The 13,209-nt window shown below is 41.2% G+C and carries 13 protein-coding genes; 11 read left to right on the forward strand and 2 right to left on the reverse strand.

The features are described 5' to 3' along the window. Positions 1–8: 8 nt before the first annotated feature. The 8 genes from DV740_RS12560 to DV740_RS12590 all read left to right on the forward strand — a co-directional run bounded on the left by DV740_RS12560 (position 9) and on the right by DV740_RS12590 (position 6,410). A complete protein-coding gene (locus tag DV740_RS12560; protein WP_118088241.1) occupies positions 9–1,298 on the forward strand; it encodes a bifunctional folylpolyglutamate synthase/dihydrofolate synthase in 1,290 nt (429 codons plus the stop codon). Further along, positions 1,295–1,435, forward strand: a complete 141-nt coding sequence (locus DV740_RS14980; RefSeq protein ID WP_022244427.1) for a hypothetical protein — start codon at positions 1,295–1,297, stop codon at positions 1,433–1,435. The genes DV740_RS12560 and DV740_RS14980 overlap by 4 nt, the downstream gene beginning before the upstream one ends. A 22-nt stretch (positions 1,436–1,457) precedes the next feature. Then, the gene (locus DV740_RS12565; RefSeq protein WP_118088242.1) at positions 1,458–2,840 is read left to right on the forward strand and encodes a tetratricopeptide repeat protein; all 1,383 of its coding nucleotides are present in this window, start codon (positions 1,458–1,460) and stop codon (positions 2,838–2,840) included. A gap of 210 nt (positions 2,841–3,050) precedes the next feature. Further along, the gene (locus tag DV740_RS12570) at positions 3,051–3,377 is read left to right on the forward strand and encodes an STAS domain-containing protein (protein WP_117697469.1); all 327 of its coding nucleotides are present in this window, start codon (positions 3,051–3,053) and stop codon (positions 3,375–3,377) included. A 17-nt stretch (positions 3,378–3,394) separates the two neighbouring features. Then, entirely contained in the window at positions 3,395–3,826 is a 432-nt protein-coding gene (spoIIAB, locus tag DV740_RS12575; protein ID WP_117697634.1) for an anti-sigma F factor, read from the forward strand. A 7-nt stretch (positions 3,827–3,833) separates the two neighbouring features. Further along, positions 3,834–4,556 carry a SigF/SigG family RNA polymerase sporulation sigma factor gene (locus DV740_RS12580; RefSeq protein ID WP_118088243.1) on the forward strand — a complete coding sequence of 241 codons (723 nt, stop codon included), beginning with the start codon at positions 3,834–3,836 and terminating at the stop codon, positions 4,554–4,556. Between the two features lie 117 nt (positions 4,557–4,673). Continuing rightward, positions 4,674–5,618 (forward strand): magnesium transporter CorA family protein, encoded by a 945-nt coding sequence (locus tag DV740_RS12585; RefSeq protein ID WP_022244422.1) that lies wholly within the window; start codon positions 4,674–4,676, stop codon positions 5,616–5,618. A gap of 21 nt (positions 5,619–5,639) precedes the next feature. Next, positions 5,640–6,410, forward strand: a complete 771-nt coding sequence (locus DV740_RS12590) for an HAD family hydrolase (RefSeq protein WP_242986066.1) — start codon at positions 5,640–5,642, stop codon at positions 6,408–6,410. Here the strand turns inward: DV740_RS12590 and DV740_RS12595 are convergent. Further along, positions 6,373–7,254 carry an AraC family transcriptional regulator gene (locus tag DV740_RS12595; protein WP_118088244.1) on the reverse strand — a complete coding sequence of 294 codons (882 nt, stop codon included), beginning with the start codon at positions 7,252–7,254 and terminating at the stop codon, positions 6,373–6,375. The genes DV740_RS12590 and DV740_RS12595 overlap by 38 nt on opposite strands. A 171-nt stretch (positions 7,255–7,425) precedes the next feature. Here DV740_RS12595 and DV740_RS12600 point away from each other — a divergent pair, with 171 nt between their 5' ends. Then, positions 7,426–9,681, forward strand: a complete 2,256-nt coding sequence (locus DV740_RS12600) for a glycogen/starch/alpha-glucan phosphorylase (protein ID WP_022244419.1) — start codon at positions 7,426–7,428, stop codon at positions 9,679–9,681. Between the two features lie 87 nt (positions 9,682–9,768). Here DV740_RS12600 and DV740_RS12605 read toward each other — a convergent pair whose 3' ends face one another. Continuing rightward, positions 9,769–10,692 carry a 30S ribosomal protein S1 gene (locus DV740_RS12605; RefSeq protein ID WP_118088245.1) on the reverse strand — a complete coding sequence of 308 codons (924 nt, stop codon included), beginning with the start codon at positions 10,690–10,692 and terminating at the stop codon, positions 9,769–9,771. Between the two features lie 683 nt (positions 10,693–11,375). Between DV740_RS12605 and DV740_RS12615 the strand changes: the two genes are divergently transcribed. Together DV740_RS12615 and DV740_RS12620 are read left to right on the forward strand one after the other, a co-directional pair. Further along, a complete protein-coding gene (locus DV740_RS12615) occupies positions 11,376–12,332 on the forward strand; it encodes a tetratricopeptide repeat protein (protein WP_158561573.1) in 957 nt (318 codons plus the stop codon). A 65-nt stretch (positions 12,333–12,397) separates the two neighbouring features. After that, positions 12,398–13,207: a Cof-type HAD-IIB family hydrolase gene (locus DV740_RS12620; protein ID WP_118088247.1), complete on the forward strand. Its 810-nt coding sequence runs from the start codon at positions 12,398–12,400 to the stop codon at positions 13,205–13,207. Positions 13,208–13,209 lie beyond the last annotated feature (2 nt).

Here is a 13,209-nt window from a genome sequence, read left to right on the forward strand (position 1 = left end):
TGACAAAAATGACTTATGAAGAGATTTGCAATTATATATATGAAATACCAAAGTTCACAAAGAAAAACAGTTTAGAGCATACGAAAGAGATTCTGCGGAGGCTTTCTATCAGAGAGCATCAGTTTGAAATCATCCATGTGGCAGGAAGCAATGGCAAAGGAAGTGTCTGTGCATTTATCAATCAGGTGCTGGTGGAACATGGATGTGAAGTGGGACTCTTTACTTCTCCGCACCTTGTATGCATGGAAGAGCGTTTCGTAATCAATGGCGAAAAGTGCAGTCAGGAAGAATTTGTAGAAAGCTTTGAGGCAGTGCAGAAGGTGGTAGAGCAGATGGAAGCAGAAGGACTGCCGCATCCAGCATTTTTTGAATATCTTTTTGCCATGGGCATGTATCTTTTTCAGAAGCGGAAAGTACATTATCTTATTTTAGAGACCGGACTTGGAGGAAGGTTAGATGCAACGAATATATTTGAGGAACCGTTGCTTACGATTATTACATCTATCAGTCTCGAGCATACACAGATTTTAGGAGATTCCATTGAAGCAATTGCAGGAGAAAAGGCAGGGATTATCAAAGAAGGCGTTCCTGTTATCTTTGATGGAAGTAATGAAACAGCGGCAGAAGTGATAAGGCAGACTGCAAGGGCAAAAAGAGCACCTTATTACTGTATTTCTTTAGAAAGTCTTAAAATTCATAAAATAACCGGGAAAACTATTGATTTTTGTTATACCAATGGGTATGATGTTGTTGATTTGAAAATCCCGTTTCCGGCAGAATATCAGATGATGAATGCGTCACTGGCATATCGGGCGTTATCTGTCCTTCAGGTGGAAACCGGAATTGGAAAAGCAGAGATTATCTCTGCAATGGAACATACCAGATGGATGGGCAGAATGCAGCAGGCAGAGCCATTTATCTATTTTGATGGAGCACATAATGCAGATGGTATTGCCCACTTTGTGAAAAATGTGCAGAAGATTGCGGAAGAAAAGCCGGTTCTTCTTTTTTCCATGATGGAAGAGAAGAATCATAAAGAAGCAGTAAAAGTACTGTGCAAGGAAGTTTCGTGGGATAGTATTGTACTGACTCGCATCCCGGACAGCCGTGGAATTGACCCATTGAAATTGCAGGATGAATTTATGGCAAACGGCCGGGAAACAGTAGTAATAGAAGACTGTGCACAGGCATACAGATATGTAAAGGAATACAGGAAGGACAACCAGATGGTATTCTGTGCGGGTTCCCTGTATTTGATTGGAGAATTGGAAAAGATAGCAGGAGGAAATGAAGCATGATAGATTTTGAAGAAGAATTAAAGAAATTCAAACCAAGCCTGGAAGTAGAAGAGGCAGAGGAAGCTATTTACAATCAGGACTTAACGGATATGACAGACATTTTAAGAGAAATGATGAAAGAAGCAAGACGACAGTAGAATTCGTTAAGTGAGGTAAAGTATGAAATGTTATAATTGCGGAGCAGATCTGACAGGGGACAACCGTTGTCCGAACTGTGGAATTGATGTAAAAGTATATAAGAAAATTGTGATGACCTCTAATTATTATTATAATCAGGGATTAGAGCGAAGCAATGTCCGTGATTTATCCGGAGCGATTGAAAGTCTTAAGAAGAGTCTTCGGTTTGATAAGACGAACATTCAGGCAAGAAATCTCCTGGGACTGGTACTTTTTGAGACCGGTGAGGCGGTATCTGCCATGGGTGAATGGGTAATTAGTAAGAGCCTTCAGCCAAAGGATAATGATGCAGGACGTTATCTGGACGCTGTGCAGAAGAATCCGGCACAGTTAGAAACGGTAAATCAGACCATTAAGAAATACAATCAGGCATTGTTATATTGCAGACAGAATAGTACAGATCTTGCAATTATCCAGTTGAAGAAGGTATTGTCCTTAAACCCGAGACTGGTAAAGGGACATCAGCTGCTGGCTCTTTTGTACATGAAAGAGAATAAATTCGAGCAGGCAAAGAAGTCATTGCGGGCAGCTATGAAAATTGATTCCAGCAATACGATTACACTGCGTTACATGAAAGAGACCAATCAGATGCTGCGCAGTGCCAACAGCGGTAAGAAGAAAAAGAAAGAAGATGACCTTATTTCCTATAAGAGTGGAAATGACCTCATTATCCAGCCGACAAAATTCAAAGATACTTCAGGTTTTGCCACGATACTGACCATTTTGCTTGGGGTGGCAATTGGTGTTGCAGTCACCTGTTTCCTTGTAGTGCCAAGTGTAAGACAGAAGGCAAAGAGTGATGCCAATACATCAGTGGTTCAGGCAAATGATACCATAACCACGAAGAATCAGCAGATTACCAATCTGGAAAATCAGATTGATGACCTGAACCAGCAGGTGTCTTCTGCAAAAAGCGATTCCGAGGAGACTTCCAATAAGATTAACAGCTATGACCAGCTGCTTTCAGCATATAAATCCTTCCAGGAGGGAGATATTACAGCAGCAGGAGATGCACTTTCCGGTGTGAAGGAAGAAAACCTTTCCGATACCGCAAAGGAAATTTATCAGAATATCAACGCAACTGTAAATGACCAGTATCTTCAGGTGACTTATGCAGACAGTTATCAGGCATACAGTAATTATAACTATGAAGAAGCGAAGAACGGATTTGAAAAGGTAGTAGAGATGGATGAGGCATACCAGGATGGCAATGCGATTTATTATCTGGCACAGACCTACCGGAATTTGGGCGAGAATGAAAAAGCCATCGAATACTATCAGAAAGTGATTGATGGTTATCCGAATACGGAACGTGCAGCCAATTCTTCCCGCTATCTGGAAGAATTACAGAATGCAGAACAGTAACAGAATAAAGAAAAACAGTTTACAAAAGACGTCAGGCAGATTGCCGGGCGTCTTTTGTAGTTTACAGGAAATTGCTTTCCTGTAAACTACAAAACGCACCGCGAGGATGCACACTGCGGCGTATAAGGTAGATGTCGCAAGCGACCGCCGCAGGCGCGGGAATGTGCCAGGGCAGATTCTTTTTTCGTAATGTATATGGAGGATAGAAGAATGGAATTTAAGTATGAATTAGAAAATGGATGTCTTACCATCCGGGTACCAAAGGAGTTGGATCATCATTGCGCCACACAGCTGCGGGCAGAGGCAGATTTACTGATTGATTCTTACCGGGTTAACAAACTGGTTTTTGATTTTGCCGGTACAGAATTTATGGACAGTTCAGGAATTGGCGTGGTAATCGGAAGGTGCCGGAATATGAATTACAGTGGTGGAAAAGTGGTGGCAGAGAATATGAATGAGCGGATCCGGAAAATTTTTGTGGTATCAGGTCTGCATAAACTGGTTCAGATGAAAGAAGGGGAGAAGAAGGAGGCATGAAAATGGAGGCTGTAAATATGGAAAGAAGAAATGAGATGAAACTGGAATTTGAGGCATTATCCGTAAATGAAGGATTTGCCAGAGTAGCGGTAGCAGCATTTTGCGCCCAGATGAATCCCACACTGGATGAGTTAGAGGATATTAAAACTGCGGTATCGGAGGCGGTAACCAATGCCATTATCCATGGCTATGAAGAAAAGGAGGGAACGGTAGTGATGCAGTGCTGTCTTTCCGGAAGTACCGTACATATTACCGTAAAAGACAGCGGGAAGGGAATTGCGGATATTGAACGGGCAAAGGAGCCGTTTTTTACGACAAGGCCGGAGCTGGAACGGTCCGGTATGGGCTTTTCTTTTATGGAGGCTTTCATGGATGAAGTAGAAGTACGGTCAAAGGTCGGAGAAGGAACTGTTATAAAAATGAAAAAAAATCTGGTGCGGGAAAGTTAAGTGGAGAATGGAACAGACAATTGCTTATATCAAACGGGCACACAAAGGGGATAAGCAGGCAAGAGATACGCTGGTGCTTGGAAATCAGGGACTGGTCTGGAGTGTGGTACAAAGATTTTTAGGAAGAGGACATGATAAAGAAGAACTGTTTCAGATTGGATGCATCGGACTGATGAAGGCAGTGGATAAATTTGATGTAAGTTATGAGGTATGCTTTTCCACTTATGCAGTACCGGTGATTATGGGAGAAATCCGCCGCTTCCTGAGGGATGATGGCATGGTGAAGGTCAGCAGGAGCATGAAAGAAAAAGGCTATCTTATCAGCAATGCAAGAAAGGAACTGACAGACATGCTTGGAAGGGAGCCGGAGTTAAAGGAACTGGCAGAAAAAGCCGGGCTTTCGGAGGAAGAGATTGTCCTTGCAGTGGAAGCCAATGGAGAAGTAGAATCCATTTACCAGAGCGTCTATCAGTCAGATGGCAGTGAAATCTATCTATTGGACCGGTTAAAGGATAAGAAAAATGCGCAGGAAGAACTGGAAAATAAGCTTCTGATAGAAGAATTGCTGCAACAGTTATCCGGAAGGGAGCAGCAGCTGATTAAGATGCGTTATTTTGAAAATGCCACGCAAAGCCAGATTGCAGCAAAGCTTGGCACCAGTCAGGTGCAGGTCAGCCGCATGGAGAAGAAAATATTACTACAGATGAGAAAATATATGAGCCAGGGTTGACAAACAAAGGGGGTGGAAATATACTAAAAAAGGATTAAGCAAGATTCCCTTGTCAAAGTGTTCCGGCTTTGATGGGGACTTTTTTTTACAGGAAAAGAAGAGAAAGGAAGTGGAAAGATGATTAAGTACTATTGCAGTGAACAGAACCGTATCACCGAAATTGAATCACCAGGGGAGGATTGCTGGATTTCCCTTGTAAATCCAACAGAGGCAGAAGTCGCAGCAATGGTAAATCAGTATGGAATTGATGCAGATGCCATGCGTTCCGCACTGGATACGGACGAGCGCTCGCGTATTGAAACAGATGAGAATTATACTATGGTATTGGTTAATATCCCGAATATTGAAACCCATAATGATAAGGAACTTTATGATACCATTCCACTTTCTATTTTTGTGGTAAAAAAAGCAGTCATTACAGTAAGTCTTGAGAAGACTCCGATATTAGAAGCATTTGCCAATGGCACGGTGCGGGATTTTAATCCTGCCATGCGTTCCCGCTTTGTGCTTCAGATTTTGTACCGGACATCCTCTCTTTTCTTACAGTACTTAAGAAGTATTGACCGCCAGAGCGAAATTGTGGAAAACAAGCTGCACAAGTCCACACAGAACCGGGAGTTAATCGAACTTTTGAAACTGGAAAAGAGTCTGGTTTACTTTACGACAGCACTCCGCTCCAATGAGGTGGTATTGGAAAAATTATTTAAAAATGACAATATTAAAAAATATCAGGAAGATGAAGAACTTCTTGAGGATGTTATTGTTGAAAACAAGCAGGCAATTGAGATGGCAAATATTTACAGCGGTATTTTGAGCGGAATGATGGATGCTTTTGCATCCGTTATTTCCAATAATCTGAATGTGGTAATGAAGGTGCTTGCCATAATTACAGCTGTACTTTCTGTTCCGACTATGATATTCTCAGCATATGGCATGAATGTGGCTGCAAAGGGAATGCCGTTCGCAGAGAGTCCTTATGGATTTCTTATTATCGTATTAATCGCAGTGGTATGCAGTCTCATTGTTGCATTAATCTTTGCTAAGACAAAGATGTTTAAATAAAAGTAGGGGATGGAAGGTAATATGTACGACAATTATGTGTTTGACCTGTATGGAACACTGGTAGATATCCATACAGAGGAAAACGATGCTAAGGTATGGGAAAAACTGAGTCTGTTTTACGGATTTCATGGAGCTTTATATGACCCGCAGGAATTACAGGAATCTTATCTGGCATTGATTCAAAGCAAAGAGACAGATTTAAAGGGAGAGTTGGAAAAGGAGCCACACTATGCCCATGAGGCATTTCCGGAGATTCGTATTGAAGAAGTATTCAAAGAGCTTTATGCGAAGAAGGGGATAAAGGCTGATGATGCGCTGGCAGTTCATACCGGACAGTTCTTCCGGGTACTGACCATGGAGTATGTGCGGATTTATGATGGCGTAAGAGAATTATTAAAAGCATTGAAAAAATGTGGTAAAAAGGTATATCTTTTATCCAATGCCCAGAGAATCTTTACGGAATATGAGATGAATTATTTGGATATTACAAAATATTTTGACGATATTTTAATTTCATCCGATTATGGAACCAAGAAACCGGACATCCGTTTTTTTGAACAACTGATAGAAAAGTATCATCTGGATGTGAAGAAAACACTGATGATAGGAAATGATGTACGTTGTGACATCAACGGGGCCAAAGAGGCAGGCCTTGACACTTTTTACATTCATTCGAATATTTCTCCAAAAGATGACAAAAAGCCGGACAGTACCTATTACCTGCCTGCAATGGATATGAAAAAAGTAAAAGAACTTATCCTGCAAAACGCTTCCGGTACTCACGGGGTGTAACATAAAAGCGTTTCTTAAACAGCCGGTTGAAGTAAGAGAGGTTGTCAAAGCCTACTTCAGCGGCAATGTCTAATATAGAAGCTTCAGACGAAATAAGCAGCCGGCTGGCCATGGTCAGCCGGTAATCATTTAAATATTCTGTAAAAGTAGTTCCCATGGTATTTTTGAAAAACTTCATAAAATGAGACTGGCTTAAGTCCAGCGCATCTGCCATTTCTTCAATGGAAATTTTACTGGCATAATTTGTCTCAATATATTTAATGATGCGTTTCATTTTTTCCAGGGATTTCTGGTTCTTGCGGGCGACACTTGTTTCGCAGCAGTTAGAAATCAGAATGGAAAAGAGCAGGAAAAGCTGTCCTTTAATCACAAGCTGGAAGGCCGGGGGATTGGTCCTGCAGACTTCATCCGCAGCATTGATACAGCCGGCAACCTCGTTATAGAATGGCATACCCGGTGTAAAATGTGTGGTAAGCCGCAGTGTGCCGTCTAAAAGCGGTGTAAAGTAGCGGCTGTTACAGATGTCTGTCTGTTTGGCAAGGAGCATTTCCAGTTTAAAAATAATATTAATATATTCCATTTTGTAATCGAGATACTGTTCAATGGAATGAACCTGTCCCGGAAGAATCAGAAGAATACTTCCTTCCTGAACCGGGTATTCTTCCAAATCTACGGTAATCAGTCCGCAGCCTTTTTTGATGTAGATAATTTCCGTTTCATCATGCCAGTGGGCAGGCACCCGCTCAAAATCTAAGGGAATTGAACAGGGATAGGTGATATATGGGAAACTTTCTGAACCATGTGATTTCTTTTCCTGGTAATTTTCATATTCGAGAATATTCATGGAAAACGCCTTTCGTCAAAATGTACAAAAAAGTGATTTTTTCTAAAATCACCGAAATATGATAGTATTGTACCACTTTTGATCGGTATATTACAAGAAAATGTAAAAGAAATGTTAGATAATGCATACATAAGAGAACGAACTGAATTCAAATTTTACGGAGGGTCAAAAATGAATTTACAGGAAATCGTAACAAAGAAATATAACAAGGGAATTGCTGATTGCTCTAATGAAGAATTATACTTCGCATTATTAGAGATGACAAAAGCAATGGCTGAGAAGAAAGAAAACCACAACGGAAAGAAAAAATTATATTATATTTCCGCAGAGTTCTTAATTGGAAAACTTCTCTCCAACAACCTGATTAATTTAGGCGTATATGATGAAGTGAGAGATGTACTTGCAGCAAATGGCAAAGACATCTGTGCAATTGAAGAGGTTGAGCCGGAACCATCACTTGGTAACGGTGGTCTTGGAAGACTTGCAGCATGCTTCCTTGATTCTATTGCAACATTAGGATTAAACGGTGATGGAGTTGGACTTAACTATCATTACGGATTATTCAAACAGGTATTTGAAAACAACCTTCAGAAAGAAACCAAGAATCCTTGGATTCAGGATGAAAGCTGGCTGACAAAGACAGATAAGAGCTATCAGGTACAGTTTGGTGGATTTAATGTAACTTCAAAATTATATGATATTGATGTTACCGGATATGAAAACACAACCAACAAGCTTCATTTATTCGATATCGAAACAGTAGATGAGAGCATCGTTGGGGATGGAATTGACTTTGACAAAGAGGATATCAAGAAAAACCTGACATTATTCTTATATCCGGATGACAGCGATGACAAGGGACGTCTCCTTCGTGTTTACCAGCAGTACTTCATGGTAAGCAACGCTGCACAGTTAATCTTAGATGAGGCAGTAGAAAGAGGATGTAACTTGCATGATCTTGCTGATTATGCAGTAATCCAGATTAATGATACCCATCCATCTATGGTAATCCCGGAGATGATTCGTCTGTTAATGGAAAGAGGAATCGGCATGGACGAGGCTATTGCAATCGTTTCCAAGTGTTGTGCATATACCAATCACACCATCTTAGCAGAAGCATTAGAGAAATGGCCAATCTCTTTCTTAGAGAAAGTTGTTCCACAGTTAATGCCAATCATCTACGAATTAAACAACCGTGTAGTTGCTAAATATGATGACAAGTCTGTATACATCATTGATGATGAAAAACGTGTACACATGGCTCATATGGATATCCACTACGGATTCAGCGTAAATGGTGTTGCATACCTTCATACAGAAATCTTAAAAGATTCTGAGTTAAATAACTTCTACAAGATTTATCCTGAGAAGTTCAATAACAAGACAAACGGTATCACATTCCGTCGTTGGTTATTACACTGTGATAAGGGATTGACATCCTTAATCGAAGAACTGATTGGACCAGGATTCAAGAAAGATGCAATGGAACTGGAAAAATTAGGACAGTTCGTAAATGATGATGCAGTATTAGATAAATTACTTGCAATCAAGACTGAGAACAAAGTTGTTCTTAAGAACTACTTAAAGGCAACACAGAACATCGACTTAGATGAGAACTCAGTATTTGATATTCAGATTAAGAGATTACATGAGTACAAGAGACAGCAGATGAATGCACTCTATGTAATTAACAAATATTTTGAAATCAAAGCAGGAAAGAAACCGGCAAGAAAGATTACTGCAATCTTTGGCGCAAAGGCAGCTCCGGCTTACATTATTGCAAAAGACATTATCCATTTAATTCTCTGCTTACAGCAGTTAATTGCAAATGACCCGGAAGTAAGCCCATACTTACAGGTTGTTATGGTAGAGAACTACAATGTTACTTTAGCTGAGAAATTAATCCCGGCAGCAGATATCCATGAGCAGATTTCCTTAGCTTCTAAAGAGGCATCCGGAACATCTAACATGAAGTTCATGTTAAATGGTGCAGTAGCAATCGGAACCATGGACGGAGCAAACGTAGAAATGCATCAGTTAGTAGGAGATGATAACATCTACATCTTCGGAGAGTCTTCTGACGAAGTAATTGAGCATTACGCAAAAGCTGATTATGTATCACGCAAGTATTATGATAATGATGCAGATATCAAACGTGCAATCGACTTCATCGTAAGTGATGAAATGAAAGCAATCGGAAATGCAGAGAACTTAGAGAGACTTTTCAATGAGTTAATCAACAAAGACTGGTTCATGACTCTTCCGGATTTCGAATCTTATCGTGCAAAGAAAGATGAAATGCTTGCAGATTATGAAGATAGAAAAGCATGGGCAAAAATGATGCTGACAAACATCAGCAAAGCCGGCTTCTTCTCATCTGACCGTACAATTGAGCAGTACAACAAAGATATTTGGAAATTAGACTAAATTTTGATAAAAGTATTCTCCAACCTTTAAAAACAATGAGGGACAGATAGAAATATCTGTCCCTTGTTGCGTTTTATGAAATACGACTTAGAGCTTCAATCCCTTTAACAGTGCGCCAAGGCTGGTAGAAGCACTTTCATCAGAGGTGTAGGTGGATAAGTCTTCTTTTTCTTCTACAGAAGTATCTACCATTTCTTCTTCCAATGCACGCATGCTTAAGCTGATTTTGCCGTCGTTGGTATTTAAAAGCTTGGCTTTTACATGCTGTCCTTCCTTTAATACTTCGGAAGGCTTGTTGATACGGCGTTCACAAATCTGGGAAATGTGGACAAGTCCCGTAAGTCCGTCCCCAAGGTTGATAAATGCACCATATGGCATCAGGCTTTCCACGGTTCCTTCTACAATACTGCCCGGAACTAACATGGCAATCTTGTGATTCCTCTCTTCTGCTTCTTTTTCAAGAGCAACGGATTTACCGGAGAGCACCAGACGGTCATCTTCCTCGTCTACAGTAATGACACGGACTTCTAATTCTTTGCCAACATAGCTTTCGGTATCTTCTACATAGGCTGTGGTAATCTGTGAAGCCGGAATAAATCCGCGAATGCCATAAAGGTATGCAACCACACCGGCTTTTACCGCTTCACTGACCTTTACGGTAACAACGGTTTCGTTTTCCAACAGCTCTTTTAACTTATCCCAGGCAAGCACTTCGTTGGCTTCTTTCATGGAAAGTAAAATGTTGCCTTCTCCATCATCCCGGCGGATGACCGTTGCTTCTAAGACATCTCCCGGATGAATGTGCTCGTCAATGACAAAGGATGGGTCGTTGCTGACTTCATCTGCTTTGATGATTCCCGGGGCATAATACTTTAAGTCCAATGTGATGGCGTCTTCATCCACAGAGATAACGGTTCCGGTTAAGATGTCTCCTTCGTTGATTTTCCGGAAGGAAGCCTCAAGCTCTGCTTCAAAGTCCTGCATGGTTTCTTTTGCTTCGTTTTCTGACATAGTAAAACCTCTTTTCTTATCTGATTCTGGTTAGGCGATTGCGAAAGGGGACAGGAGCTGCCGGAAGAATATTACGGGATTCACAGGAGATTTATCTTTATCCGGTATGAAATGCCAACAGTTCTTATAATGCGTGTTTTTCTTAATTGTAAACTGTCTTTCCGGTTGCTTTGGCTGAATATCGACGCTGTCCGCCGGGCACAGATGCCACATAATGCCTGCAAGGGGCACTGGGAATTTCGGCATACTTTTTCTTTTGCCTGGCAACCGGCACAAATTCACATCCATGTTCAATTGTGCCTCGCTGGTACATCCCTGTACCAGCGTTGCCTGTTGCCAGACAAAATTCCCAGTGCCCCTAACAGCCCTTATCAGGCATCTGTGCTTCGGCGAACCGTGCCGATATTCTGACAAACATTGGAAAGACTGTTTTAATAGCAAAAAGAAAGACACGCATTTTAGAACTGTGGTATTTCGTAGCGAAAGATAATCCCCTGTGAATCCGTGATATTATTGGGGCAATCATCTTTCTGTCCCGCTTCGCAATCGCCTAACCATATGCATGAGAATAACTCATGATTTTTCTTGCAGTGTATCACAGGAAACGAAGAAAAACAAGCCGGGGCGAGGTTGAAAGAAGAACCTTAATTTGCTATACTAAAGCGGATGAAAGCGAGGCAATTATGAAGAAAATAAAATATATGGCAGTTGTACTTGCCACAGGACTACTGTTGGCCGGCTGTGAGGAGGATGAGACACAGAATAATAAAGATGCATATCGGCAGATAGGCATCAACTGTATGCAGGAGGGTGACTATGAAGGCGCCATTGATGCATTTCAGAATGCACTGGACCAGTCGCTGGCAGTTGTGGGAGAAGAAGAAATAGATACCTGTTATTATAAAGCAGCAGCACAGTATGCCGCAGGAAAGAAAGAGGATGCCATTGAGACATATCAGGCATTAATCAATTATGACAAGAAAAATGCCCAGGCATATTTCCTGTTAGGAGAACTGTACCGGAAAGAAAATGACATGGATAAAGCAAAAGAAAATTTTAATCTGGCAGCACAGTATGCCGGCAGTGACTATGAAATGTATATTGCTTTGTACCAGGAGTGTTATGCCGCAGGAATGCAGACCGAAGGTCAGGAGTATCTGAAAAAAGGTATTGAAGCAGGTGGTAAATCAGCGGAGGACTATGCCCAGAGAGGCAGAATTTATCTATTACTGGGAGATTATGATAATGCGGAAACAGAGCTTACGACAGCTATTAATAAAAAGAGCACGGAAGCTTCTTTGTATATGGCACAGCTCTATGAAGTGAAAGGCGAAGATGAGAAGGCAGCCGGATTATATAAAGAATATATTGATGAAAACCAGGATAATCCGACAGCATTGATTTGTCTGGGAGGAATGGAATTAGAAAAAGGTAATTATGATAGTGCAATAAACTATCTTAAGATGGCACTGGATTTAGATGCAGGCTCACAGAAGCAGGAGGCGCAGCGTAATCTGATACTGGCATATGAACAGAGCGGAGATTTCGCATCTGCAAAAAGCGAGATGGAGGATTATACAAAGAATTATCCGAATGACGAAGAAGCTGCCCGGGAATACTTGTTTTTGATGACACGTTAAGCAAAAAGGGCAAAATGTATGGGACAGGAAAACGAGGGAAAAAGGCAGAGAGGAACAATACGAAAATGAGCGAAACCTATGAGATTATCGTGCTGGATTTAGATGGCACCTTAACCAATTCAAAGAAAGTCATTACACCAAAGACGAAAGACGCACTGATGCGGATTCAAAAGGAAGGGAAAAAAGTAGTGCTGGCATCCGGCCGTCCTACCGGGGGCATCGTAAAGCTGGCAGACGAACTGGATTTGAAGAGCTATGGCGGATTTGTACTGGCATTTAATGGTGGAAAGATTATTAATTATGAGACCGGAGAGATTGTATACAATAAGACAATACCGGTAGAACTGGTGCCGGCAGTGTATGAGCAGGCATGCAGACTGGGTGTGGGCGTGCTTACTTATAAAGGAAATACCATCATCCATGGAAACGGAGTGAATGAATACAGCAGTATCGAGGCAAAAATTAACGGAATGCCGATGGAAGAGGTAGATAATTTCGCAGAATATGTAGATTATCCGGTAAATAAATTCCTGATGACAGGAGAACCGGAAAAGATTGCAAAAGCACAGGATGTGATGCGGCAGACCTTTGGAGAACAATTAAACATTTTTCGCTCAGAACCGTTTTTCTTAGAAATTGTTCCACCATCCATTGATAAGGCATATTCTCTTGGAAAACTGTTAGAATATCTGGGAGAAAAGAAGGAGCAGATGATCTGCTGTGGAGATGGCTTTAATGACAAGTCTATGATTGCATTTGCCGGGCTTGGTGTGGCAATGGCAAACGCACAGCCGGAGGTAAAAGAGGTCGCAGATTATATTACCACCTCCAATGATGAAGACGGAGTGGCACTTGTAATAGACAGATTCATGTAAGG

Origin of the sequence: Roseburia sp. AF02-12 (genome assembly GCF_003461765.1) — a bacterium.
Taxonomy (GTDB): Bacteria; Bacillota; Clostridia; order Lachnospirales; family Lachnospiraceae; genus Roseburia_C; species Roseburia_C amylophila.